Here is a 24,184-nt window from a genome sequence, read left to right as displayed (position 1 = left end):
TGAAGTGAACTTCACTTCAGTGAGCGTTTTTAAGGTCCTTCAGACCCGACATTCTTTCGAATGCCTGGCACTCAACCCGTCCAAACGCCCACGCTTATCGGCTGTTAGTTTTTAAAGAACGTTTCGCTGAAGCACTTGGCGTTAACAGCGAAGAAAGCGATTCTGACATGTTTTTCAAAACCCTGTCAAGCACTCGGCTTTCATATTTTCTTCACTGATTTCGATTTTCATCGATGTTGCGTCGCTGCGTTTGCAGCGCGTCGCAGTGATCAGCGAAGACCGCGACTATAGCACCCTTTTTTGGAGGCTCGCAAGTAGCGGGCGAAAAGTTCGCCTCAAATGGCTGCAGAGATCTGCGGGGCAGGCTGCGTGGGTGCGGCAGCGAACATGCGATGCAGGTCGGTGCACGCGCTTTGCGGATCATCCGACTGCAGCACCTGTTCAAGTTTGCCCGCCCACCGCCGCGCATCCGTACGCAGGATGCGCTGCTTGACCGAGCTGATCTGCGACGGATGCATCGAGAAGCTGCGCAGGCCCATCGCCAGCAGCAGCTCCGTGAACGCCGGGTCGCCTGCCATTTCACCGCACACGCTCACGCTCTTGCCCGCACTGCGCGCCTGCGCAATGCTCTGTGCGACCAACTGCAGCACTGCTGCGTGCCAAGGGTCGTACAGATGCGCGACAGTCTCATCGGCACGGTCGATCGCCAGCGTGTACTGGATGAGGTCGTTGGTGCCGATGGAAACGAAGTCGAACAGCCGCAGAAGGCTGGGCAGGATCAGCGCCGCTGCTGGCACCTCCACCATCGCGCCCACCTCGATGTCGTTGAAGGGTTTGGCGGCCTCGACCAATTGCTGCTTGGCGCGCGCCAGCGCTTCCAGTGTGGCCCGCGCCTCGTTCAGGTGCGCCACCATGGGCACGAGCAGGCGCACCTTGCCGTACGCGCTGGCTCGCAGGATCGCCCGGAGCTGCTGCCGGAACATCGCCGGCTCCGAGAGGCTCCAGCGGATCGCCCGCAGCCCGAGCGCCGGATTCAGCGCATGCTCGTGGCGAAGCTCATTGACGGACATGCGTTCCAGCGGCTTGTCCGCGCCGATATCCACGGTGCGGATGGTGACAGGCAGTCCGCCCATTGCTTCCACTGCAGAGCGGTAGGCCTCGAACTGCTCGTCTTCGCCCGGTAGCTCGCCCTCCCGGTTCATGAAGAGGAATTCGCTGCGGAACAAGCCCACGCCCACCGCGCCGGCCTCCAGGGCAGCCGGCGCGTCACCGGGCAACTCGATGTTGGCCAGCAGTTCCACTTTCTCGCCGTCGAGCGTCACCGAAGGCGTGTGCCGCAGCCGCGACAATCTGGCCCGCTCCAGTTCGCTCTGGCGCTGGCGGAAGCGATATTCCTCCAGCACGATGGGCGACGGATTCACGATGACGATGCCCGCATCACCGTCGATGATGAGCCAGTCGTCCTGCCGGATGATGCGGCTGGCCTCGCGCGCCCCCACCACGGCGGGGATGTCCAGGCTGCGGGCGACGATGGCCGTGTGCGAGGTCTTCCCGCCCACGTCGGTGATGAACCCTGTGAACACGCTGCGCTTGAACTGCAGCATGTCTGCCGGCGCGATGTCGTTGGCCACCAGCACCAGCGGATCTTCCCCGCCGAAATCGCGAGACGCCGAAGGCGGTGGAGACGGCGAGAACGACACGGCCGAGGCGCCCGCGTCGCGCGACATGGCCCGCAGCAGCCGCTCGACCACCTGCTCGAGGTCGGCCTTGCGCTCGCGCAGGTAGTCGTCCTCCATCTCGTCGAACTGCCGCGCCAGCACTTCGAGCTGAGCCGACAGCGCCCACTCGGCGTTGTAGTGGCGATCGATGATCCACTGCTTGGTCGCGCCGGTCAGTGCTTCGTCGTGCAGCAGCAGCAGGTGCACGTCCAGCAGGGCCGGCAGCTCGGCGGGCGCGTCGGCGGGCAGGTCGCGCTTGAGGTTGCTCAGCTCCTGGGCCACGGCGTCGCGCGCCGAGCGCATGCGGCCGATCTCCGCCTCAACCTGGCCTTCGTTGATGAAGTAGTGCGCCACGTCGACCCGGCTGGAGGCGATAAGCACGGCCCGACCGATGGCCACGCCCCGAGACACTGGCAGCCCGAATAGCTGGAAGCTCATGGGGCCCATGCTAGCAGCGCATGGCGCCACGCATCTCGGGGTTGTCACCGCATGTTCGGGTTGTCATCAGCACGTCACCCGCGCTTCATGGCCACGTCACGCCCAGCACCCACCATTGCCGTCACACGCTGGAGAAAGACCATGAGGGAATTGCCCCTTCCGACGATGCCGCTGTCCGACCTTCGCGCCCCCGCGGCGCCTCGGAGGTCACTTCACGAAAGCTCAACGACCCCCGAAGCTGCCGGCCGCGAAAAAGCTCGGCTTGAAGTGGTTTGGGCTCGCAACGACGATGATGTTCGGCAAGCACAGCAGCTGAGGTACCAGGTCTTCGCCGAGGAGATGGGTGCACGCTTGTCGGTGCCCAAGGGCGCGCCGGCGGGCCACGACATCGACATGTTCGATCCGTTCTGCGAGCACCTGCTGATCCGCGCCGAGGGCGTGGATGGCGAGCAGGGCCCGGTCATCGGCACCTACCGCGTGCTGACGCCCGCGTCGGCCCAGCGCGTGGGCGGCCTGTACAGCGAGACCGAATTCGACCTCACCCGCCTGCGTCCGCTTCGCTCGAAAATGGTGGAACTGGGCCGCTCGTGCGTGCACCCGGCCTACCGCTCGGGCGGTGCCATCCTGGCGCTGTGGGGCGCACTGGCCGAGTTCATGGTGCGCAACAACCTGGACACGATGATCGGCTGCGCCAGCATCAGCATGCGCGATGGCGGCCACGTGGCCGCCAGCCTGTGGAACCAGCTGCGCAAGACCCACCTGGCGCCCATCGAATGGCAGGTGCGTCCACGCCTGCCGCTGCCGGTGGAAGAGCTGCAAGGCGACCTCGAAGTGGAGGCACCCGCGCTGATCAAGGGCTATTTGCGCTGCGGCGCCAAGGTGCTGGGCCCGCCGGCGTGGGACCCCGACTTCAACACCGCCGACCTGCCCATGCTGATGCGCATCGGCGACCTGCCGGCACGCTACCGAAAGCATTTCCTGGGCGCATAACGCGTCCAGGCAGCGAAGGCGTCACTCGCCTTCGCCAAACTTGTCGTTGATGAGCGCCATCAGGCCGTCCATGGCGGCCTGCTCGTCTTCGCCGTCGGTCTCGATCTCGATCTCGGCGCCCAGCCCCGCGGCCAGCATCATGACGCCCATGATGCTCTTGGCATTCACACGCCGCCCGTTGCGGCTCATGAAGACTTCGCTCTTGTAGCCTGTGGCCAGCTTGGTGAGCTTGGCGGAGGCCCGCGCGTGCAGGCCTAGCTTATTGCTGATGGTGATGTTGCTCTTGATCATTGGCGCCTGGTTTGTAGGCCTGGTTCTGAGGACGGGAGCTGGCCACTTGCATCACCCCCTGCGTTGCGCCGGCCAGCGCGCGGGCGACCAGGGTGTCCAGCGGTTCCTCGGCGTAGCACAGCGAGCGCCACAGCATGGGAACGTTCACGCCGGCGATGACCTTCACCACCCCGCCCTCGATGCTGCCTGCAAGCCGCTGGGCGACGTTGCAGGGCGTGGCACCGAAGACGTCGGTGAAGATGACCGCCTCGGGATTGCGCACCCGTTCGAGCAGGGTGCGCGCCTGAGCCTCGATTTCCTCGGGCGGCATGTCGGCCGACACGTCCAGCGCCTGGAGCACGCTGGAGCATTCGGGGAAGGTGTGCCCGGCCACGGCCTTCAGCGAGGAAGCCAGCGGCGCATGGGCAATGATGAGAAGTCCCGGCATGGAGCTGATTATCGGCAGTTGGACGGCCGCGCTTCGTGAACCTCACCGGGAACCCGGGCACGGAGGCGCAAAAACGACATCTGACCAGCCCGGCATTCAGGATGCGAAACGCAGGCCGGCCACGAAGGTCTCGATGGCTTCGGCGTTGAGCTTGGGCCCCACCATGGAGGCCTGGTACACCCGCAGGCCCTTGACGAAGAACACCGCCTGTTCCTGGACGGCCGAGCCGTCGGTGCCTCGGCCGGCGACGTCGATGCGCTTGGCCAGATCGTTGGGCGTCATGCCGTTGATGGCCGGGACGGCTGCTTCGGTGGCTGTCCCGCCCAGGTTCCGCACAGCTGCCGCCTGGAGCTCGCCCAGCGCCGGGTTGACCTTGGCCGGGTCCTGAAGGCTCGCGTAGGCCACGGCATAGGTGACGCCATCCACGTCGCAGGAGGACATCCGCATCTCCACCGCCTCGCCCGCGAGCGTCAGCCGGCGCGAGAAGCGCTCGGGCTTGCAGGGAAACATGGCAAACAGCTCGCTGCCTTCGGGCTGGATCTCGCGCCAGTTGAGGTTGGGGGTGCATGCGGCGCCGGCCAGGACCAGCGCGCAGCCGAGGAGCGTTCGGGGAAGCGACATCGCCCGATTATCCCGGCTGGGCAACAATCGCCGGATGACCGCAAACACCCCTGCGCAATCTCTCTCCGGCGTGCGCGTGCTCGACCTGTCGCGCGTACTCGCCGGACCCTGGTGCACCCAGACGCTGGCCGATCTGGGTGCGGACGTGATCAAGGTGGAGCGCCCCGGTGCAGGCGACGACACGCGAGGCTGGGGCCCGCCCTTCCTCAAGGACCGCGATGGCCATGACACGGCCGAAGCCGCGTACTACCTCGGCACCAACCGCAACAAGCGTTCCATCACCATCGACATCGCCAAGCCCGCCGGCCAGGCGCTGATCCGCGACATGGTGGCTCAGTGCGACGTGTTCATCGAGAACTTCAAGGTGGGCGACATGGCCCGCTACGGGCTGGATGCCGCCACCTTGTGCGCACTGAACCCGCGCCTGGTGTACTGCTCGGTGACCGGCTTCGGCCAGACCGGCCCGTATCGCGAACGGGCGGGCTACGACTACGCGATCCAAGGCATCGGCGGACTGATGAGCGTGACCGGTGAGCGTGACGACCTGCCCGGCGGCGGCCCGCAGAAGGTGGGCGTGGCTGTGGCCGATCTCTTCACCGGCATGTACGCCACCGTGGCCATCCTGGCGGCGCTGCGGCACCGTGATCTCACCGGCGAGGGCCAGGCGATCGACATGGCCTTGCTGGACACGCAGGTGGCAATGCTGGCCAACCTGGGCGCCAACTACCTGACCACCGGCGTCGCGCCGAAACGGCTGGGCAACGCGCACCAGAACATCGTGCCCTACCAGGTGTTCGAGGTGGCCGACGGACACATCATCCTCGCCGTCGGCAACGACGGGCAGTACGCCAAGTTCTGCGAAGTGGCCGGCCGGCGCGACTTGGCCGAGGACGAGCGCTTCGTGCGCAATGCAGACCGCGTGCGGCACCGCCACGTCCTCGTGCCCCTGCTGGCCGAGGTGCTCAAGCAGCGCCAGAAGGCCGACTGGCTCTCGGCGCTCGAGACCGCCAAGGTGCCCTGCGGCGCCATCAACGACCTGGGTGAGGTCTTCGCCGATCCGCACGTGAAAGAACGCGAGATGACCATCGAGGTGCAGCACCCGCTGTCCGATGCACTGCCTTTGGTCGCCAGCCCCATGAAGCTGTCGTCCACGCCGGTGCAATACCGCCGGGCGCCGCCGCTGCTGGGCGAGCACACGGAGGAACTGCTGGCGGAATTCGGGCTGTCACCCGACCAGCAGGCGGCCTTGAGGGCGCAGGGCGCGCTGGGCTGAGCCGTAACCAGTTGTTCATGCGCGCCTGGGAGCTGGCGCGACCCCCCACGTTCGTGCCCCCCCGAGTCGGTGGAAATTGCAACGTCCCGCTGGCGAATCCGGCCGATGAGGCCAACACTTGTCGGTGACAAGGCCGTGGCTTCGCTCCAAAGACCACGGCCAGCCCCGCGACCGACTAAGCTGGGTCCCACAACAACAGGATGAGTCATGGACATGTCTGATCTCAACCGCAGCTCCTCGCCGGCCCCAGGCACGCACAGCCCTGGGCCTTCCAGCCGCGACACCGAGGCCGACCGCTGGCGAGAGACCGTCAACGCGGTGGGCGGCGAGATCGCCTCTCCGCTGACGGCCGCGCTGGAACGCATCCACGCGCTCACGACCACCGGCCGCATCGACAAGGCCGGCCTGCGCGCGTTGCGCGAGGAGGTCGAGGCGGCGCGGCGCGCGGGCATGATCGCCCAGCAGCTCACGCGCTTTGCGAGCGGGCGGCTGCGCCAGTCGCACGAGCAGCTCGTGCTGGCCGACACGCTCAACGCGGTGCTGCAGCATCGCTCGCGCGAAACCGCCGCGCGGGGCATCGTGGTCAGGCCCTCGCTCAAGACGGCCGAGGTGGTGGTGGATCCATCACTGCTGTACAGCCTCATCAACAACGTGCTGGACTGGTCGCTGGCCCATGCCCGGTCGGACATCGAGTTCGTGGTGGACATGAAGGCCTGGCCCGCGCATGCGCGGCTGGCCTGCCACTTCTCGCACCGCCCACCTGACGAGCTGGATGACGGCGCGCCCTCCCCCGCCAGCCTGCCGGCGCTGGATTCGCTCACCTGGCGGCTCATCGAGCAGACGGCCTGGACCATGGGGCTGCCCATCCACCGCAGCGTCGACGCCGGCCGCGCGTCGCTCACCATCGAATTCCCGCGCGTCGCGGCCGAGCAGGTCGAAGGACTGAGTGCGGTCGAGATGGACACGGGCTTCGGCCTGTCGGCCAACTCGCGTCCGCTGGCGGGCAGCCACGTGCTGGTCATCGCCTCGCGTCGCGAGATGCGCGTACGCATCCGCGATGCCATCCGCCACATGGGGCTGGTCATCGATCTCGTGTCGTCCATCGAGGAAGCCGCGGACTTCTGCCGCGACAGCCTGCCGCACGGCATCGTCGTCGAGGGCATCCTCGTCGGGGACCGGCTCAATCACTTGCGCCAAGAGATCTGCGCCGACGTGCCCGACTTCCCCTTCGTGGAGATCATCGAGGAAGGCGCCTCGTTCTCGATGTCAGGCTTCGGCGGATCGGCGATGGGCCGCGTCGGCCGCGAGGCGATCGAGAGCGCCCTGCCCTCGGTGCTGATGTTCGAGCTGTCGCGCGGGCTCTGAACGCCTGACGGCGGGCCGCGCTCACCAGGGCGCCGGCCAGCCGAAGCGGTCGCACACGCGCTGGTAGCGATCGCGCAGGTCGGCGGTGTCCTCGGCAGGCATGTTGAGCACGGCATAGCGGTGCGAGCCCAGCCACCTCAGCTCACGCGCGAGCGACGCGCCCGACTTCGGGTACAGCTCCAGCCGCGCCTGCGGGAACTCGCGGGACAGCCATTGGAGATCCTGTGACGATGGCATGCGCGGGCAGGTCTCGGCGTTGAAGCGCCGCCACACGAAGCTCGCCGCGGCGCCGAATGACGCGGGCCGCGGGGTGGGCAACGGACGGTCCAGCGCCACCGCGAACGCCATCTCATAGGGGTCGACGCCGCCCACCCACTCATGCAGCGGAGCGAGCTGGGCCGCCAGTCGTGGATTCACCTCGATGAGCCGCAACGAGCCGTCCCGCAGCACGAAGAACTCCAGGTTCATGGCGCCGTGCGCCAGGCCGAATCCGCGCAGCACACGTTCACTGGCCGCCACGATGCGCGAACGAGTCGAGGCATCGAGGCTGTCCGGGCATGCAAAGCGCATGAAGGCGTTGGTGCCCGGGTAGGTCAGTTCATCGCTGATGCCCAGCAGATGGAACTCGCCCCGGTGCATCACGCCATCGACGTTCACCTGGCGGCCCTCGATCACTTCCTCCACCACCAAGTGATGCGAATCCACCGCCAGCTGCGGGTAGCGCGCCATCGCCTGCTCATGCGGGGCGATGAGGCGTTCGAGGATGTGCCGCTCCCATCGCCGCAATCGCAAGTGCCCGATGAGTTGCTCGGGCGTGTCGCAACGGCGGGCGAGCACCGAGAAGGTGGCCTTCACCGGCTTGACGAAGAGCGGGTAGCGCAGCCGCCGCGCCTGCTGCGGCGTGATGTTGCAGGAGATCAGCTCGAAGTCGGGACACAGCTCCGGCGCCACCTGACGAAGCCGTTGTCGCGCCTCGTGCTTGTGCTGGGTGCGCAGCAGGGCCAGCGGTTCCGGGCCAGGCAGGTGGAGGCGCTGCGCGACCAGCGCCGAGGCCAGCGCGCCGAACTGTTCGTTCGAGCTGAACACGCCGTCAATGCGCCCGCGGTAGCGTTGCACCAGCCGATCGACGAAGCGCCAGATGTCGAACCACATCAGCTGCGCGTTGCTCGGGAAGCGGAAGAGGTCGAAGCCGTGCTCGTGGAAGCGGTAGCACCCGGTGCGGTTGTAGTCGGGCAGGACACGGTGGTCCCAGTCCGCCCCGAACAGCACCAGCAACCGCGCCGGATGGCTGGCCAGTACCGGCCGCCGCAGTCCTGCGGCCACGGGCAACCCGAGGGCTGCGAGGGCGCCCGGCGTCTGCGGCACTGCGTTCTTCAGGACCATGGCCGATTCGCCTTCAAACCGCGCATGTGTCCGACACCGCCTATTTCAGCGCACCGAACACCTTCTTGAGGATGGCGCTGCCGGTGCCAATCGGATCCTGCCGGATCTTGCGTTCCTCCTCGCCGATGATGAGGAACAGCCCGTCCAGCGCCTTGCCGGTGACGTACTCCTGCACGTTGGCCTGGTCCTTTCGCAGCAGCCCCAGCGACGAGGCCCTGCCGGCGACGGCGTTGTACTTGTCCGCCAGCGACACCTTCTCGGTGGCCTTGGTGACGATGGGCAGGAATTTCTCCGACAGCGGCTCGCGGGTCTTCCCAGCGAAAAACTGCGTGGCGGAATCGTCCCCGCCGGTGAGGATGTTGCGGGCGTCTTCCACGCTCATGTTCTTGACCGCGCTCACCAGCAGGGTCTTCGCCTGCGGCACGGCCGCCTCCGCGGCACGGTTCATGGCGGTGATCAGCTCGTCCACCCGCTTCTGCTGGCCGGTGGCCTTGAGGAACCGGGCGGCGTCATTGAGAAAACCCGGCAATTCGATGCGAACTTTCGGGTTCCCGAGGAATCCATCCGTCTTGCCCAGCAGGCCCACGGCCGCCACCGCCCCGCGCTCCAGGGCAGCGCGGATGCCGGTGGCTGCATCGGTCTCGCTGAGACTTTGGAGCGAGGCTTTCGCCGGAAGCTGAAGTCCGGCCAGGACCGAGGCCGCGAGAGCCCCTGACGTAAACTTTCGACGCTGCATGAGACACCCACGATGAAGCCGAATCGCCATGTTGCCGCTGCGATCGCCGCCTTGGCAATCGGGGTGGGAGCCTACCTCACGATCCACACCGGCGCCTGGCGCGGTGCCGAAGCGATGGAATCCGCCCCCGCCGTGGCGTATACGCTGCTCAACGGCGAAAAGTCCAGCATCGACCGCCTGCGCGGCAAGGTGGTGCTGGTGAACTTCTGGGCTCCCAGCTGCACGACCTGCGTGCACGAGATGCCGCAGGTGGTCGCCACGCACGAGAAATACAAGGCCCGTGGCTTCGAGACGTTGGCAGTGGCGATGAGCTACGACCCGCCGGCGGCCGTCATCGACTATGCCGAATCGCGCAAGCTGCCCTTCGGCGTGGCCATCGACAACACCGGCGTGATCGCCAAGAGCTTTGGCGACGTGGAGATGACGCCCACCAGCGTGCTCATCAACAAGCGCGGCGAGATCGTCAAGCGCTACGTGGGCGAGCCGGACTTCGCCGCACTGAACGCGCTGGTGGAAAAGCTGCTCGCCGAGGCCTGAAACCGGCCTCTTCGGCGATCAGCGGATCAGCCCAGCACGTCGGACACGCCGGCGGCGTGGGCCTGCTGATCGGCGTGGTAGCTCGAGCGCACCATCGCGCCGACCGCTGCGTGGGTGAAGCCCATCTTCATCGCTTCGGTCTCGAACATCTTGAAGGTGTCGGGGTGCACGTAGCGGCGCACCGGCAGGTGGTGGCCGCTCGGGGCGAGGTACTGGCCGACGGTCAGCATGTCGATGCCGTGCTCGCGCATGTCGCGCATCACCTGCAGGATTTCCTCGTCGGTCTCGCCCAGGCCCACCATCAGGCCGCTCTTGGTCGGCACGCCGGGGGCGAATTCCTTGAAGCGCTTGAGCAGGTTCAGCGAGAACTCGTAGTCGGAACCAGGGCGCGCTTCCTTGTACAGGCGCGGCACGGTTTCCAGGTTGTGGTTCATCACGTCGGGCGGCGCGGCCTTGAGGATGTCCAGCGCGCGGTCCATGCGGCCGCGGAAGTCGGGGGTGAGGATCTCGATGCGCGTCTCGGGCGACAGCTCGCGCGTCTTGCGGATGCACTCGACGAAGTGGCCGGCGCCGCCATCGCGCAGGTCGTCGCGGTCGACGCTGGTGATCACCACGTACTTGAGCTTGAGCGCGGCGATGGTCTTGGCCAGGTTCAGCGGCTCGTCCACGTCCAGCGGGTCGGGCCGGCCATGGCCCACGTCGCAGAAGGGGCAGCGGCGGGTGCACTTGTCACCCATGATCATGAAGGTGGCCGTGCCCTTGCCGAAGCATTCGCCGATGTTGGGGCAGCTGGCTTCCTCGCACACCGTGTGCAGCTTGTGCTCACGCAGGATCTGCTTGATCTCGTAGAAGCGCGTGGTGGGGGATCCTGCCTTGACGCGGATCCAGTCGGGCTTCTTGAGCGTTTCGGCCGCCACGACCTTGATGGGAATGCGCGCCGTCTTGGCCTGGGCCTTCTGCTTGGCGGATGCGTCGTAGCTGGCGGCGTCCTGCGCCTGCCGGATCACGTTGTCGGTGGACATTCGTTTACCTCAGGGCGACAGATGCGAGGCGAGCCTGGAACCCAGTCGCTCGGCCACGGTGGCCCAATCCGTGAAAACCCGAAGTGTAGCCAAGTCGACCGTTTCCAGCCCTGCGTAGCCGCACGGATTGATTCCATGGAAGGGATTCAGGTCCATGGCGACGTTCAGCGCCACACCGTGGTAGGTGCAATGCCGGCTGACCTTGATGCCCAGCGCCGCGATCTTGCCCAGCCCCCGGAATGGGTCGGACGCCTTGATGCCCTGACGCTCGGCCGGCAAGGCAATTTCCAGAGGCGCATGGCCGGATGGATCGTCCAGCCTCACGTAGATGCCCGGCGCTCCCGGCACCCGGTGACCGGTCACGTCGAAGCCCTCCAGCGTCTTGATGACGCAATGCTCCAGCCGGTAGACGTATTCCTTGACGTAGATGCCCAGGCGCTTGAGGTCGATGAGCGGGTAGGCCACGACCTGCCCCGGCCCGTGGTAGGTCACCTGCCCGCCGCGGTTGGTCTGCACCACGGGGATGCCATGCGGGTTGAGGATGTGCTCCGGCAGCCCGGCCACGCCCTGGGTGTAGACCGGCGGGTGCTCGCACAGCCAGATCTCGTCGGGGGTGTCGGCGCCGCGCTGCTCAGTGAAGCCGCGCATTGCCTCGAGGGTGGGCGCATACTCCACCCGTCCCAGCGACCGGACCCGCGGTGCGCTCAGAGCACCACCTTGACCATCGGATGCGTGGACAGCGTGCGGTACAGCTCGTCGAGCTGCTCGCGGCTGGTCGCCGTGACGGTGATGGTCACGCCCAGGTAGTTGTTGCCCTTGCTGGGCCGCTGCTCGACGGTCCCGGCGTCAAAGCACGGGTCGAATTGCAGCGCCACCGCGACGACGGCCTCGACGAAGCCGTCCACGTTCTGTCCCATCACCTTGATCGGGAACTGCGAGGGGTACTCGATGAGCGATTGCTCGGGGGGAATTTCTCTCATGTCCATCGACGGCAGATGGTGCCGCCGCATCAAAACTCAAATCGACTGCAGCATCTTGGCACGCTGGTAGGCCTCGTACAGCCGGGCGTACACCGGGCCGGGCTTGCCGCGCAGGGCGCCGTGACCCACCGGGTCGCCGTCCAGCGAGGTGACGGGCAGCACTTCCTTGCCGGCCGAGCTGAGCATCAGTTCGTCAGCAGCCAGCACTTCGGCTTCGGATACCGGGCGCAGGTTGTAGGCAATGCCCTCCTCCTCGCACAGCTCGCGGATGAGCTCGTAGCGGATGCCTTCCAGCACATGCTCGCTCTTGGGCGGCCCCAGCACCGCGCCTTCATGCACCACCCAGACGTTGCTGGCCGACGCCTCGGTGAGGAAGCCGTTGCGGAACATGATGGTCTCGGCCGCGTTGTGGTCGGCCGACATCTGCCGCGCCAGCACGTTGCCCAGCAGCGAGGTCGACTTGATGTCGCCGCGCTCCCAGCGGAAGTCGCGTGCCGTCACGCAGGCCACGCCGTGGTGCCGCTGCTCGGGCGGGGCGGGCTTCAGGGGTGTGGACATCATGAACACCGTGGGCTCGATGTCCGGCGGCATGACGTGGTCGCGCCAGGCCACGCCGCGGGTGATCTGGATGTACAGCAACTGATCGTCGGAACTCTGTGCCGCAATCAGCTTGCGCCCGCGCTCCAGCCACTCGGCCCGGGTGTGCGGATTCTCGATGCGCACCTTGGACAGGCTGCGCGTCAGGCGCGCCATGTGCTCATCGAAGAGGAACAGCTTGCGGCCGTAGACCGGAACCACCTCGTACACCCCGTCGCCGAAGATGAATCCGCGGTCCAGCACCGACACCTTGGCCTGGTTCAGCGGTGTGTACTCGCCGTTCAGGTAGCACAGGATGTCGGGGATGGGTTGCATCGCGCCTCCGGGGAGAACTTCAGGTGGGCAGATTAAACCTGTTTGGGCTTCGCGGCTCACTTAATCCACAACCGCATCGCATCCCAGGCACGGCCGAAGATGCCCGCCTGCTCGACGCCATCCATGACCACCAGCGGAACCTCGGTGACCTTGGCACCTGATGCGGTCGTGACCTTGAGCGTGCCCACGCGCTGCCCCTTTTGCAGCGGAGCGACCAGCGGGTCGGTGCGCTCGATCTTGGTCTGCAGCGAGTTGCCCTCGCCGCGCGGCACCGAGACGAACACCGCGTTGGCGGCGCCCAGCTTCGCTTCGTTGGCCTTGCCCTTCCAGACCTGGGCCGTGGCCATGGGCTTGTTCACGTCGAACAGGCGCAGGTCGTCGAAGGCCTGGAAGCCCCAGTTCAAGAGCTTCTGGCTCTCGCTGGCGCGGGCTTCCATCGACGTGGTGTTCAGCACCACGCTGACCAGGCGTCGCTTGCCGTTGGGAAAGTCGCGCTGGGCACTCGCAATCAGGCAGTAGCCGGCAGCCTCGGTGTAGCCCGTCTTCATGCCATCCACCGTCGGGTCGCGGCGCAGCAGCAGGTTGCGGTTGGGCTGGGCGATGTTGTTGTACGTGTAGTCCTTGATGGAGTAGTACGTGTAGAAGTCGGGGTGGTCGGTGATGATGTGCGTAGCGATCACCGCGAGGTCGCGCGCCGTGCTCTTGTGGCCGGCTTCGGTCAGGCCGGTGACGTTCTTGAAGCTGGTGTTCTTCAGGCCCCACGCCTGGGCCTGGCGGTTCATCATGCCCACGAAGCCGTCCAGCGTGCCACCCACGGCTTCGGCCAGTGCCACCGAAGCGTCGTTGCCGCTCTGGATGATCACGCCATGCAGCAGCTCGTCGACGGTGGGCGTCATCGTGGTGTCGATGAACATCAGCGAACCACCGCCCTTGCGTTCTTCCCACGCGCGCTTGGACACGGGGATGGGCTGGGTCAGCGCGAGGCGTTTTTCCTTCACCGCGTTGAACACGATGTAGGCGGTCATCAGCTTGGTGAGCGAGGCCGGGTCGGCAGCCGCGTCAGCGTCACGCTCGGCCAGCACCTGGTTGCTGGTCATGTCCAGCAGCAGGTAGCTCTTGGCTGCCACCTCGGGCGGCTGCGGGGCCTGGGCAGAGGCAGCAGCGGCGAGCGTCGCCGCGAGAACGAATGCGAGGAATCTTTTCATGGGAGATGTGGAGCCGATTTCGTGGCTTCAGTTCACTGCGCGCGGCGTGTGCAGCTGTGCGACGAGGATGTTCTTGAGCTGCGTGATCTGCCCGTGGAAGAAGTGACCGGTGCCGGGCATCACGATGATGGGCAGCGATTGCGGGCGCGCCCAGTCGAGGGTGGCCGAGAGCGGCACCACATCATCGGACTCGCCGTGCACGACGATGGTGTCGGGCGCAACGTCGGGCACCTTCTGCTTCTGCGTGGATGGGGCCGCCAGCACGAGGCGCTCGGGCCTTGCATCGGCCGGCAGCCGCGAGAAGGCTTGCGCCGCCACGTAGCCGCCGAAGGAAAAGCCGCCGAGCATGAAGCGCTCGCCGGGCTTGCGATGCGCGGCGATGACGGCCATCGCGTCGTCGACCTCGCCCACGCCGTCATCCCACGCGCCTTGCGAGCCGCCCACGCCACGGAAGTTGAAACGCACCGCGCGAAAGCCCACTGCCATGAAGGCACGGGCCAGCGTGATGGCGACCTTGTTGTCCATGGTGCCGCCATGCACCGGGTGCGGATGGCACACCACTGCCGTGCCCAGCACGTCGCCGGTGGGCAGGTCGATGGCGCACTCGATGTCGCCGGCCGGACCGGCAATGGTCAGGCGTTGGGTCTGCGAGTTCATCAGCGGCCGACGTTCGGGGGCAGGACCAGGCGTTCGACGACGACGCCGTTCTTCAGGTGCGAGTCGACGATCTCATCGATGTCGTGCTGATCCAGGTAGGTGTACCAGACCGCCTCGGGATAGACCACCGCCACCGGCCCGCCGGCACAGCGGTCCAGGCAGCCCGCCTTGTTCACGCGGATGCCGCCCGGGCCCGCCAGCTTCTCGGCCTTGATGCGCTTCTTGCAATGCTCGAAGCCGGCCTGCGCATCATGGTTGGCGCACGAATCCTCGCCGCTGTCGCGCTGGTTCAGGCAGAAGAAGATGTGCCGCTGGTAGTAGCTCTGGGTCATCCGGGCATTTTAGGGTTGCCCCGAATCCCTCTGGCTGATGCGGACCAGCAGCCACACCAGCGCCGCATAGGGCCACAGCCAGCCCACCCACTGGGCCACGCCGTGGAAGCGGATGAAGCGCCCCTGCTCCCAGGCCTGCAGGCTGTCGGTGAAGTAGGCGTCGGCCGGGGCCTGGCCGACGATGGAGACCATGGCGGTCAGGACCATCAGCCCGATGGCCGCCGTCGCCCGCCGCGGCGTGTAGGCCAGCAGCAGGACCAGCGTCAATGCCGTGACCAGGGCGGCCAGCGAGGTGGGCGTGCGCCAGGCCAGCGCATGCTGCGGGCCGAAGTTGAGTGCGGTGGACAAGGTGGTCGCACCGAAGCCCACGGCCACCGCACTGGCCGCCAGGACCATGCGCCGCCAGCCGGGCCGCGAGATGGTGTAGGCCACGAGGCACGGCGCCATCAGCCCCAGCGCGACCACCACGAACTCGCTGGCCGGCGAGAGCACGCTCACGTCGCCGTCGCTTTGCAGCCAGGGGGCGATCCAATCGGCCACGCTGCTGTCCTGCAGCCAGGAGGCCAGTGCGTCGCGCAGGCGCGGCCACACCTGGCCGAGGCCGTAAGGAACGGGGGCGGGAAACAGCAGCCCCACCGGCCACAGGATGAGCAGCGCCAGCCCGCCCGCGCTGTGGGAGATGAACCAGCGTTCACGCACAACCTGCCAGCGCTGCATGCCGCCCAGCAGGTGCACGGCGGCACCGACGGCCGCGCCAAGCGCGGACCCTGCCGCGTTGAGCGCGAGGTCGAGGTTCGACGAGACGCGCATGGGCAGGAAGTTCTGCAGCGTCTCCATCGCGAACGACAGCGCCGTGCCCGCCACGGCCGCCACCACCATCGAGCGGCCCAGCCCCTCTCCGGAGCGGATCATCGCCCCGAACAGCAGCGCGCCCAGCGGCATGTAGCCCAGCAGGTTGGCGATGAGATCGAACCCCGTCCACCAGCGCGGGAAGGGCAGCGTCAGGAAGTGCCAGATCGACACGCCTGGCACCGTCCAGCCGGTGAAGGGGTACAGGCTTGCGTAGACGATCAGCGCAGCGTAGGCGCCGGCCAGCGGGACGGCGGAGCTGCGTTGGAGGGCCATCGGTGCCGCAGGTCGATCAGAAGGGCTTGACCACCACCAGCACGACGATGGCAGCGAAGATCAGCACGGACATTTCGTTGAACACGCGGAACCAGCGCTCGCTGCGCTGATTGGCGAACTGCTCGAACTTGCGCAGCAGCGAGCGGCAGGCATGGTGGTAGCCGATGGCCACGACCACGAGGAACATCTTGGCGTGCAGCCAGGCACCGGCGTCGCGGAAGTACGCGAGCCACAGCCACAACCCGAGCCCGACGGCCGGAATCATCAGCAGGCTGGAGAAGCGGTAGAGCTTGCGCGCCATGATCAGCAGGCGCTCTCGCTCGGCATGGCTGTCGGCGGGCACCGAGGCCAGGTTGACGAAGATGCGCGGCAGGTAGAAAAGACCCGCGAACCAGCTGGCTACGAAGACGATGTGGAAGGCTTTGATCCAGAGCATCGGCGGATTATGACCAGAGGCGGCATTCCGACGACCGGATGCGGTTCGGCAATTGTGTGGCGCAGCAATTCGAAGCTTTGGTACACATCGATACCACGCCGGCGCCGCAGCAAGCCCGAACGTATCGGAGCGGCAGGTAGCTTAAGAGTTGCTGAACTTTCCCAACAGCTCGACACAAGCTGCGGCTCTCACGCCACACCGAGCCCGGAAAGAAAAAGCCCCAACCAGAAGATTGGGGCTCAAAAGCCTTAACGCTGTCATCACGTTCAGGCTCCTGCTCAGGGAGGAAAAGCAGGGAATGACCACCTTGCGGCTATCATTCAAAGGTTACTTTAGCAGAAGCACGCCGCTTCCGGGGAGCTGGCGACACCGGAATTACGCGAAGTTTTGCCGGGGTTTATCGGTCCGGGGATGCGTCCGAACACACTTCACCGAGCCTGCGAAACGTGTCCAAGCTGCCGCCCTTCCCACCCTTTCCCGCCAGCCGTCCGCGCCGCCTGCGGCGTGACGAATTCAGCCGCGCCATGGTGCGCGAACATCGTCTTCATCCGAGCGACCTGATCCTGCCGGTGTTCATCCTGGCTGGCAAGAACCGCACCGAAGCCGTGGCCTCCATGCCCGGTGTGCAACGCGTCACGGTCGATCGCTTGCTCCCCATCGCTGAGCAGTGCCTGACCTTGGGCGTGCCTTGCATTGCCTTGTTTCCGGTCATCGATGCAAGCCTCAAGACCGAGGACGGGCGCGAGGCACTGAATCCAAATGGCCTGGTGCCCACTGCGGTGCGCGAACTGAAAAAGCGTTTCCCTGAATTGGGCGTGCTCACCGATGTGGCGCTCGACCCGTTCACCAGCCATGGGCAGGACGGCCTGCTCGACGACACCGGCTACATCGTGAACGACACGACCGTCGATGTGCTGCGTCAGCAGGCGCTGGTGCAGGCCGAGGCCGGCGTGGACATCGTGGCGCCCAGCGACATGATGGATGGACGCATCGGCGCCATCCGCCAGGCGCTGGAAGGCAAGGGACTCGTGCACACGAAGATCATGGCCTACAGCGCGAAGTACGCGAGCGCCTTCTACGGCCCCTTCCGCGATGCGGTGGGCTCGGCCAAGAACCTGGGCAAGAGCAACAAGAAGGTCTACCAGATGGACCCGGCCAACAGCGACGAAGCCATCCGCGAAGTGGCGCTGGACATCGCCGAAGGCGCCGACATGGTGATGGTCAAGCCCGGCCTGCCCTACCTCGACATCGTGCGCCGCGTGAAGGATGAATTCCGCGTGCCCACCTTCGCCTACCAGGTCAGCGGCGAGTACGCGATGGTCAAGGCCGCCGCCGCCAACGGCTGGCTCGACCACGACCTCGTGATGATGGAAAGCCTGCTGGCTTTCAAGCGCGCCGGTGCCGACGGCATCCTCAGCTACTTCGCGCTGGATGCAGCGCGGCTGATCGGCTGATGCGAATCTTCCACATCGCCGGCGACCAGTTCGCGGAGCTCGGTGCGCTGCCGGAGCAGTTGCCTGCTTCGGGCTACCTGTGGATCGGCACCGTGCGCCGCGACTTCGAGGCCACGCTGCCGGACCTGCAGACCTTCCTGCAGCGCTGGACCGGCGGACAGATCTTCGATCCGCACGTGACGGACCTGCTCAACACGCAGCTGCCCTCGCACTACGACTACACCTCGTGGTACGACGTGCTGGTGTTCCGCCGCCTCGCGGCCGGTGGCGGCGCGCCGCCTGCCGCCGACGACAACGCCACGACCCTGTCGAACGTCCGCAAGGCCTTGCAGGCGATCGACACCAGCCCGGTCGGCTTCGCGCTCTTCGACCGCGTGCTGGTCACCGTGCACCCCACCGACTGCCAGGTGCGCGACTACTTCGCCAGCCGGCTGAAGGACCAGGCACAGGGCAGCGAAGGCGGACGCGGCATCGTGCGCCTGCCCACCAGCCCGGCGGATCTGATGCTGCGCATGGTCAACCACATGGTGGACAGCTACCTCGCGCTGCGCCGCATGCTGTCGCGCCAGCTGGGTGCGCTGCAGCAGGAGCTGTTCGGCCCCCGCAGCCGCTACGACACCTGGCAGCTGCTGCTGGAGTCGCGCGACACGCTGCACCTGCTGGAAGAGACCTGCGAGGACCAGCGCAGCGCCATCGTGGAATGGATCGACGCGATGGACGAATGGCCCGACCCGCCCACGCCGCCCGAGCGCCGCGAACGCGAGTTGCTGCGGGTGCGTTCGCGCGACGTGCTGGAGCACATCGAGCGGGTGCTGAGCCACGTGCGCCGGCTGGAGTCGTCGTCGGAAGCCGCGGTGCAGATGCATTTCGCGGCGCAGAGCCACCGCACCAACGCGATCATGCGCACGCTCACCGTGCTGACCGCCATCTTCCTGCCGCTGAACCTGGTGACGGGCTTCTTCGGCATGAACTTCGAAGGCCTGCCGCTCATCCACAGCGCCAAGGGCTTCTGGTCGGTGACCGGCGTGATGGCCCTGGTGGGCATCAGCCTGAGCATCTTCTTCTGGCGCAAGCAGTACCTGGGGACGAGGCACTGAGGCGAGAAGGTCAGCGGTACGGGTCCTTGAAGCCCAAGCCCGTCACGATCTCGCTTTCCAGCGTTTCCATTTCCTCGGCCTCGCCCTCTTCCTCGTGGTCGTGGCCCTGCGCGTGCAGGGTGCCGTGCACCAGCAGGTGGGCGTAGTGGGCTTCGAGGGTGATCTTCTGCTTGCGCGCCTCCTCGGCCACCACCGGTGCGCACAGGATGAGGTCCGCGCTCACCACCGGCTCATGCGTGTAGTCGAAGGTGAGCACGTTGGTGGCGTAGTCCTTGCCGCGGTATTCGCGATTGAGCGCGCGGCCTTCGTCGGCATCGACGATGCGCACCGTGATCTCGCCCGGCGCGGACAGCGCGGCGCGGATCCACCGCGCCACCTTGTGTCGCGGCAGGTGCTCGCGGTGCGATGGGTCGGCGAACTGCAGCGACAGGGTCAGCTCGGGGCGTGCGGCACGTGCCATCAGGTCGCCTCCGACGAACGCGCCGCATCGTAGGCCTCGACGATGCGCGCCACCAGCGGGTGCCGCACCACGTCGGCCGCGGTGAAGTAGGTGGTGGCGATGCCCTTCACGCGCCGCAGCACGCGTTCGGCGTCGATCAGCCCGCTCTCGGTGCCGCGCGGCAGGTCGATCTGGCTGACGTCGCCGGTCACCACGCACTTGCTGCCGAAGCCGATGCGCGTGAGGAACATCTTCATCTGCTCGGGCGTGGTGTTCTGCGCCTCGTCGAGGATGACGAAGGCGTGGTTGAGCGTGCGACCGCGCATGAAGGCCAGCGGCGCGACTTCGATCGTGCCCTTCTCGAAGGCCTTGGTAACGCGCTCCAGGCCCATCAGGTCGTACAGCGCGTCGTAGAGCGGCCGCAGGTACGGGTCCACCTTCTGCGCCAGGTCGCCGGGCAGGAAGCCCAGGCGCTCGCCGGCTTCCACCGCCGGGCGGGTGAGGATGATGCGCTGCACCGTGCTGCGCTCCAGCGCATCGACCGCGCAGGCCACCGCCAGGAAGGTCTTGCCCGTGCCCGCCGGCCCGATGCCGAAGGTGATGTCGTGCTCCAGGATGTTGCGCAGGTAGCCGTGCTGGTTGGGCGTGCGCCCGGCCAGGTCGGAGCGCCGGGTGCGCAGGAGGATCTCGCCGTTCTCGCCTTCGTGGATGGCGGGAGACCGCGTGCCGCGCGCGGCCGCCTTGGCGCCGGCATCGGCCCCGGCCGCCTCGGCCAGGGCGAGCTGGAAGGTCTCGGCGGGAATCGGCTTCTTGGCCCGGTCGTACATGTTCTGCAGCAGCGCCGCGGCGCGCTCGGCGTGGGCCTTGGTGCCTTCGATGCGGAACGATTCGTTGCGGCGGGTGATGCTCACGTCCAGCGCCGCCTCGATGTCGCGCAGGTGCTGGTCCATGCTGCCGCACAGGTGCGCCAGGCGCACGTTGTCCAGGGGGATGAAGGCGTGTCGAAGGATCACGGTGCAGGAAGGGTCTGTCGGGGCCGCATTGTCGCCGCTTGTGAAATCCGCCCGCGCCATGCAGCCATCCGGGTGCCTGAAAACGCCGGGCATCCTGCACAATCGCCGCCCATGCTGCCGCGCACCCTCCTCTTCATCTGCCGGACCCTGCTGGCCCTGGGCCTGCTCGTCCTGGGGGCGCTGGCATCGGCCGCGCCCGTGGTCATCAACCAGGCCGCCAGCGTCAACAGCGCCGGCCTGGAGTTTCCCGACAGCGTGACCACGCAGCAGGTGAAGCTGCCCGACGACTGGTCGCAAAGCCGCCCGCGCTACGACGGCAGCGTCTGGTACCGCACCACCTTCGACATCCCGCCGGGCACGCCGTCCAGCGAGCTGCTGGCCGCCTACATCGACCGCGCCTGCACCAACGTCGAGGTTCACCTCAACGGCCAGCGCATCTACAGCGGCGGCAGCCTGCGCGAGCCGATGACCCGCAATTGCCAGTACTCGCACCTGGTGACCTTGCCCATCGCATGGCTGAAGCCGCAGGGCAACGTGCTGGACGTGCGCGTCGTGGGCTCCGCCTTGCAGCGCGTGGGTGCCCGCCAGCGGGCCGGCGGCCTGTCGGAGATCAAGGTCGGGGTGCTGTCCGAGCTGGCCGCCGAGCAGCGCAGCCAGCTCTTCTGGAGCGTGCAGACGGTGGAGCTGGCCTCGCTGGCGCTGTTCATCCTGGGCAGCTTCATGCTGGGCCTGTGGTGGGTGAACCGCGGCGAGGCCTCGCTGCTGTACTTCGGCCTGCTGCTGGTGGGCTGGGTGCTGATGTCGGCCCGGGTATGGTGGCGTGAGCTGCCGCTGGAAACGGCCAGCATCGAATTCGTCGGCGCCTGCCTGTACCCGCCGCTGGTGGCCTGCGCGGTGCAGTTCCTGCTGAGCCATGCGGCGTTGCGCTCGCGCTTCATCGAGGGTGCGCTGGTGATCCAGTGCCTGCTGATGCCGCTGACCCTGGTGATGGGAGGCCCGACCCGCATCTTCCTCGTCGCCAATGCCTGGTATTCGCTGCTCACGCTGGAAGTCTTCGCGGCCATGGCGCTGTACCTCACCATGACGTGGCGGCAGCGGCGCATGGACTTCGGCCCGATGCTGCTCATCCTGGCTGGCGTGTGCTTCACGCTGCTGGTCGAGATGGGCATCCAGCTGCAGGTACTGCCTTCTCCGCGCATGTCGCTCACCCACTTCGTGCTGCCGCTGCTGTTCATGGCCGTGGGCATCCGGCTGTTGCAAGTCTTCGCCCATGCGCTGAAGTCGGCCGAGGCGAACCGTTCGAGTCTGGAAGACCGCGTCAAGGAGATCACCGCCGAGATCGAGCGCAACTTCGCGCAGCTGTCCGAGCTGCGGGTGGAGCAGGTGACCGAGAAGGAGCGCAAGCGCATCGCCGCCGACCTGCACGACGACCTGGGCGCCAAGCTGCTGACCATCGTGCACACCAGCGAGAGCGAGCGCATCTCCACCCTGGCGCGCGAGGCGCTGGAGGAAATGCGCCTGTCGGTTCGCGGCCTCACCGGCAAGCCGGTGCGCCTGGCCGATGCGCTGGCCGACTGGCGCGCCGAGACGGTGCTGCGCCTGGGACAGGCCAACATCGAGACCGACTGGAAGGGCCCGTCGGAGGAAATCGAGCACCTGCTGCCGGCACGGGCCTATGTGCAGACCACCCGCATCCTGCGCGAGGCGGTGAGCAACATCATCAAGCACAGCGGGGCATCGCACTGCAAGGTGCGATCCAGCGTCGGCGAGAGGGACTTCGGGCTGCTGGTGCAGGACAACGGCAAGGGCATCCCCATGGAGCTGGACGGCAAGCTCGACCGCGGCCACGGCATGTCCAGCATGAAGCACCGCGCCAAGCAGTTGCAGGGGCAGTGCCTGGTGGAGTCGGGACCCGGATACGGCACCGTGATAAGGCTCACGCTGCCCTTGTAGTCCGCCGCCCACAGTGGGCACTCACGCTGTAGCATCCGGGAGTGCGTTGTCGCGGCTTGGCCGCGGCCGCGCGCGACCCTGACCGGACCACCGCCATGAACAACATCCTGCTGCTCGAAGACCTGCCTGAAATCCGTGCCTGGATGAAGCAACTGGTGCTTCAAGTGTTTCCGCAGTCGCTCATCTCCGAGGCGGCCCGCGTGCACGATGCGCTGGAACTGATCACCGCGGTGAAGTTCGACCTGGCCCTGGTGGACCTGGGCCTGCCCGACGGCTCGGGCGTGGACGTGGTCGCGGCGCTGCGCGAGTCGCAGCCCGAGGCGCAGTCGGTAGTCGTGACCATCCACGACGACGACGACCATCTCTTCCCTGCGCTGCAGGCCGGCGCCTTCGGCTACCTGCTGAAGGAACAGGCGCGCGAACTCATCGCCGAGCAGCTCAAGCGCATGAGCCAGGGCGAGCCGCCGCTGTCTCCCTCGATCGCCCGGCGCGTCATCTCCTACTTCGCGGCGCAGTCGCGCCCGCAGGAGCGGCCACAGAACATGCCGCACGTGTCGCTCACCGAGCGCGAGAACGAGGTGCTGCTGCGCGTGGCCAAGGGCTTCACGCTGCCCGAGATCGGCGTGCAGCTGAACCTGTCGCGCCACACGATTGCCGACTACGTGAAGCAGATCTACCGCAAGCTCAACGTGAGCTCGCGCGCAGAAGCGGCACTGGAAGCGCAGCGGCTGGGACTGTTCCGCCGCTGAGCCTGACGGCGCAGATAATGCGCCGATGATCGGACGACTCACCGGCGTTCTCGCCGAAAAGACCCCCCCGCAACTGCTCATCGACGTGAACGGCGTCGGCTACGAAGTCGACGTGCCCATGAGCAGCTTCTACAACCTGCCGGGGCTGGGCGAGCGCGTCACGCTGCTCACGCATTTCGTGGTTCGAGAGGATGCGCAGGTGCTCTTCGGCTTCCTCACGCATGAGGAGCGCAGCACCTTCCGGCAACTGGTGAAGATCTCGGGCATCGGGCCGCGCACGGCCTTGTCCATCCTCTCCGGGCTGAGCGTGACCGAGCTGGCTCAGGCCGTGAGCCTGCAGGAAAGCGGCCGGCTGGTGAAGGTGCCGGGCATCGGCAAGAAGACCGCCGAGCGGCTGCTGCTGGAGCTCAAGGGCAAGCTGGGCGATGCGCTGACGGTGCCCACCGCCGTGGCCAACGACGCGCAGGGCGACATCCTGCAGGCGCTGGTTGCGCTGGGCTACAGCGACCGCGAAGCCGCTGCGGCGCTGAAGAACCTGCCGGCGGATGTGAGCGTGAGCGATGGGATCAAGCTGGCGCTGAAGGCGCTGGCCCGCTAGGTGGCGATCGAGAACAGCGCCAGCACGCTGCTGCGATCTTCGGCGCCCACCGTGCGCCAGAAGGCCTTGCCGGACTCGTTGGACTGAAACACCAGCAGGTGGGCCTTCTCGATGCCTTCGCGGGCAAGCCCAGAGAGGCCATGCCGAAGCAATAGCCGCCCCAGCCCCAGGCGCCGGCATGACTCGGCAACAACCAGATGGTGGATGAGGCCTCGCCGTCCGTCGTGCCCGCACAGGATGGTGCCGACCACCTCGCCTTCCCGCCAGGCCACGAAGCTGAGGCCAGGATTGCGTGCGAGGAAGGCCGACAGCGCCGGCGGCTCATCGGCGCTGCTCAGACCCACGCCATCCGATTGCTGCCACAAGGCACGAGCCTGCGGGATGTGCGAAGGCTCGAACGAAGTGATCGCGATCGGAGGCAAGGTCGTCATCG

At 66.9% G+C, this 24,184-nt stretch carries 27 protein-coding genes; 9 read left to right on the top strand and 18 right to left on the bottom strand.

Annotated elements, in window-relative coordinates:
- Positions 1-335: 335 nt before the first annotated feature.
- Positions 336-2,156 (bottom strand): phosphoenolpyruvate--protein phosphotransferase, encoded by a 1,821-nt coding sequence (gene ptsP / locus DZC73_RS23590; protein WP_124542813.1) that lies wholly within the window; start codon positions 2,154-2,156, stop codon positions 336-338.
- Between the two features lie 141 nt (positions 2,157-2,297).
- On the opposite strand from ptsP, the gene DZC73_RS23585 reads away from it, so the two are divergent.
- Positions 2,298-3,146: a GNAT family N-acetyltransferase gene (locus DZC73_RS23585; RefSeq protein ID WP_124542812.1), complete on the top strand. Its 849-nt coding sequence runs from the start codon at positions 2,298-2,300 to the stop codon at positions 3,144-3,146.
- A 21-nt stretch (positions 3,147-3,167) separates the two neighbouring features.
- Here the strand turns inward: DZC73_RS23585 and DZC73_RS23580 are convergent, their stop codons facing one another.
- From DZC73_RS23580 to DZC73_RS23570, 3 genes are all read right to left on the bottom strand, one after another.
- A complete protein-coding gene (locus tag DZC73_RS23580; RefSeq protein ID WP_124542811.1) occupies positions 3,168-3,437 on the bottom strand; it encodes an HPr family phosphocarrier protein in 270 nt (89 codons plus the stop codon).
- Positions 3,406-3,864: a PTS sugar transporter subunit IIA gene (locus DZC73_RS23575; RefSeq protein ID WP_124542810.1), complete on the bottom strand. Its 459-nt coding sequence runs from the start codon at positions 3,862-3,864 to the stop codon at positions 3,406-3,408. The genes DZC73_RS23580 and DZC73_RS23575 overlap by 32 nt, the downstream gene beginning before the upstream one ends.
- A 96-nt stretch (positions 3,865-3,960) precedes the next feature.
- The gene (locus tag DZC73_RS23570; RefSeq protein ID WP_162605210.1) at positions 3,961-4,485 is read right to left on the bottom strand and encodes a hypothetical protein; all 525 of its coding nucleotides are present in this window, start codon (positions 4,483-4,485) and stop codon (positions 3,961-3,963) included.
- A gap of 34 nt (positions 4,486-4,519) precedes the next feature.
- Here DZC73_RS23570 and DZC73_RS23565 point away from each other — a divergent pair, with 34 nt between their 5' ends.
- Together DZC73_RS23565 and DZC73_RS23560 are read left to right on the top strand one after the other, a co-directional pair.
- A complete protein-coding gene (locus tag DZC73_RS23565) occupies positions 4,520-5,758 on the top strand; it encodes a CaiB/BaiF CoA transferase family protein (protein ID WP_198414930.1) in 1,239 nt (412 codons plus the stop codon).
- A gap of 207 nt (positions 5,759-5,965) precedes the next feature.
- Positions 5,966-7,123: a histidine kinase gene (locus tag DZC73_RS23560; protein ID WP_198414928.1), complete on the top strand. Its 1,158-nt coding sequence runs from the start codon at positions 5,966-5,968 to the stop codon at positions 7,121-7,123.
- Positions 7,124-7,144: 21 nt separating this feature from the next.
- Here the strand turns inward: DZC73_RS23560 and DZC73_RS30775 are convergent, their stop codons facing one another.
- Entirely contained in the window at positions 7,145-8,506 is a 1,362-nt protein-coding gene (locus tag DZC73_RS30775; RefSeq protein WP_124542807.1) for an ATP-grasp domain-containing protein, read from the bottom strand.
- Between the two features lie 40 nt (positions 8,507-8,546).
- A complete protein-coding gene (locus DZC73_RS23550; protein WP_124542806.1) occupies positions 8,547-9,242 on the bottom strand; it encodes a DUF4197 domain-containing protein in 696 nt (231 codons plus the stop codon).
- Between the two features lie 12 nt (positions 9,243-9,254).
- On the opposite strand from DZC73_RS23550, the gene DZC73_RS23545 reads away from it, so the two are divergent.
- Entirely contained in the window at positions 9,255-9,779 is a 525-nt protein-coding gene (locus tag DZC73_RS23545; protein WP_124542805.1) for a TlpA family protein disulfide reductase, read from the top strand.
- Positions 9,780-9,805: 26 nt separating this feature from the next.
- Here the strand turns inward: DZC73_RS23545 and lipA are convergent, their stop codons facing one another.
- From lipA to DZC73_RS23500, 9 genes are read right to left on the bottom strand one after another with little or no spacing between them, the layout of a single operon-like run.
- Positions 9,806-10,801 carry a lipoyl synthase gene (gene lipA / locus DZC73_RS23540; protein ID WP_124542804.1) on the bottom strand — a complete coding sequence of 332 codons (996 nt, stop codon included), beginning with the start codon at positions 10,799-10,801 and terminating at the stop codon, positions 9,806-9,808.
- A 9-nt stretch (positions 10,802-10,810) separates the two neighbouring features.
- The gene (gene lipB / locus DZC73_RS23535; RefSeq protein WP_124542803.1) at positions 10,811-11,449 is read right to left on the bottom strand and encodes a lipoyl(octanoyl) transferase LipB; all 639 of its coding nucleotides are present in this window, start codon (positions 11,447-11,449) and stop codon (positions 10,811-10,813) included.
- A gap of 56 nt (positions 11,450-11,505) precedes the next feature.
- Complete coding sequence (locus tag DZC73_RS23530) at positions 11,506-11,781, bottom strand: DUF493 family protein (protein ID WP_124542802.1); 276 nt, start codon at positions 11,779-11,781, stop codon at positions 11,506-11,508.
- Positions 11,782-11,817: 36 nt separating this feature from the next.
- On the bottom strand, positions 11,818-12,693 hold the full coding sequence (locus DZC73_RS23525; RefSeq protein WP_124542801.1) for a D-amino acid aminotransferase: 876 nt from the start codon (positions 12,691-12,693) through the stop codon (positions 11,818-11,820).
- A 56-nt stretch (positions 12,694-12,749) separates the two neighbouring features.
- A complete protein-coding gene (locus DZC73_RS23520) occupies positions 12,750-13,898 on the bottom strand; it encodes a D-alanyl-D-alanine carboxypeptidase family protein (protein ID WP_124542800.1) in 1,149 nt (382 codons plus the stop codon).
- A 27-nt stretch (positions 13,899-13,925) separates the two neighbouring features.
- On the bottom strand, positions 13,926-14,555 hold the full coding sequence (locus tag DZC73_RS23515) for an alpha/beta hydrolase (protein ID WP_124542799.1): 630 nt from the start codon (positions 14,553-14,555) through the stop codon (positions 13,926-13,928).
- A complete protein-coding gene (locus DZC73_RS23510) occupies positions 14,555-14,887 on the bottom strand; it encodes a (2Fe-2S) ferredoxin domain-containing protein (protein ID WP_124542798.1) in 333 nt (110 codons plus the stop codon). Before DZC73_RS23510 ends, DZC73_RS23515 begins: the two co-directional genes overlap by 1 nt.
- 9 nt (positions 14,888-14,896) lie before the next feature.
- On the bottom strand, positions 14,897-16,012 hold the full coding sequence (locus tag DZC73_RS23505) for a VanZ family protein (RefSeq protein ID WP_124542797.1): 1,116 nt from the start codon (positions 16,010-16,012) through the stop codon (positions 14,897-14,899).
- 16 nt (positions 16,013-16,028) lie between these two features.
- Positions 16,029-16,448 carry a CopD family protein gene (locus tag DZC73_RS23500; RefSeq protein WP_124542796.1) on the bottom strand — a complete coding sequence of 140 codons (420 nt, stop codon included), beginning with the start codon at positions 16,446-16,448 and terminating at the stop codon, positions 16,029-16,031.
- Positions 16,449-16,903: 455 nt separating this feature from the next.
- Here DZC73_RS23500 and hemB point away from each other — a divergent pair, with 455 nt between their 5' ends.
- Together hemB and DZC73_RS23490 are read left to right on the top strand one after the other, a co-directional pair.
- Positions 16,904-17,902, top strand: coding sequence for a porphobilinogen synthase (hemB, locus tag DZC73_RS23495; RefSeq protein ID WP_124542833.1), 999 nt, complete (start codon positions 16,904-16,906; stop codon positions 17,900-17,902).
- Positions 17,902-18,999: a magnesium transporter CorA family protein gene (locus DZC73_RS23490; protein WP_124542795.1), complete on the top strand. Its 1,098-nt coding sequence runs from the start codon at positions 17,902-17,904 to the stop codon at positions 18,997-18,999. Before hemB ends, DZC73_RS23490 begins: the two co-directional genes overlap by 1 nt.
- A gap of 10 nt (positions 19,000-19,009) precedes the next feature.
- Here DZC73_RS23490 and ybeY read toward each other — a convergent pair whose 3' ends face one another.
- Entirely contained in the window at positions 19,010-19,459 is a 450-nt protein-coding gene (ybeY, locus tag DZC73_RS23485; RefSeq protein WP_124542794.1) for an rRNA maturation RNase YbeY, read from the bottom strand.
- Positions 19,459-20,451 (bottom strand): PhoH family protein, encoded by a 993-nt coding sequence (locus DZC73_RS23480; protein WP_124542793.1) that lies wholly within the window; start codon positions 20,449-20,451, stop codon positions 19,459-19,461. Before DZC73_RS23480 ends, ybeY begins: the two co-directional genes overlap by 1 nt.
- 111 nt (positions 20,452-20,562) lie before the next feature.
- Here DZC73_RS23480 and DZC73_RS23475 point away from each other — a divergent pair, with 111 nt between their 5' ends.
- The 3 genes from DZC73_RS23475 to ruvA all read left to right on the top strand — a co-directional run bounded on the left by DZC73_RS23475 (position 20,563) and on the right by ruvA (position 23,751).
- Entirely contained in the window at positions 20,563-22,404 is a 1,842-nt protein-coding gene (locus tag DZC73_RS23475) for a sensor histidine kinase (protein ID WP_124542792.1), read from the top strand.
- A 95-nt stretch (positions 22,405-22,499) separates the two neighbouring features.
- Positions 22,500-23,153, top strand: coding sequence for a response regulator (locus DZC73_RS23470; RefSeq protein WP_124542791.1), 654 nt, complete (start codon positions 22,500-22,502; stop codon positions 23,151-23,153).
- A gap of 25 nt (positions 23,154-23,178) precedes the next feature.
- Positions 23,179-23,751: a Holliday junction branch migration protein RuvA gene (gene ruvA / locus DZC73_RS23465; RefSeq protein WP_124542790.1), complete on the top strand. Its 573-nt coding sequence runs from the start codon at positions 23,179-23,181 to the stop codon at positions 23,749-23,751.
- Here the strand turns inward: ruvA and DZC73_RS23460 are convergent.
- A complete protein-coding gene (locus tag DZC73_RS23460; protein ID WP_124542789.1) occupies positions 23,748-24,182 on the bottom strand; it encodes a GNAT family N-acetyltransferase in 435 nt (144 codons plus the stop codon). The genes ruvA and DZC73_RS23460 overlap by 4 nt on opposite strands.
- Positions 24,183-24,184: the final 2 nt, after the last annotated feature.

The organism is Rhizobacter terrae (genome assembly GCF_003852895.1).
In the GTDB taxonomy this organism is placed as follows: Bacteria; Pseudomonadota; Gammaproteobacteria; order Burkholderiales; family Burkholderiaceae_C; genus Albitalea; species Albitalea terrae.
Note: the sequence above shows the minus strand (reverse complement) of the source record. Positions and strands in the feature narration are given on the sequence as shown.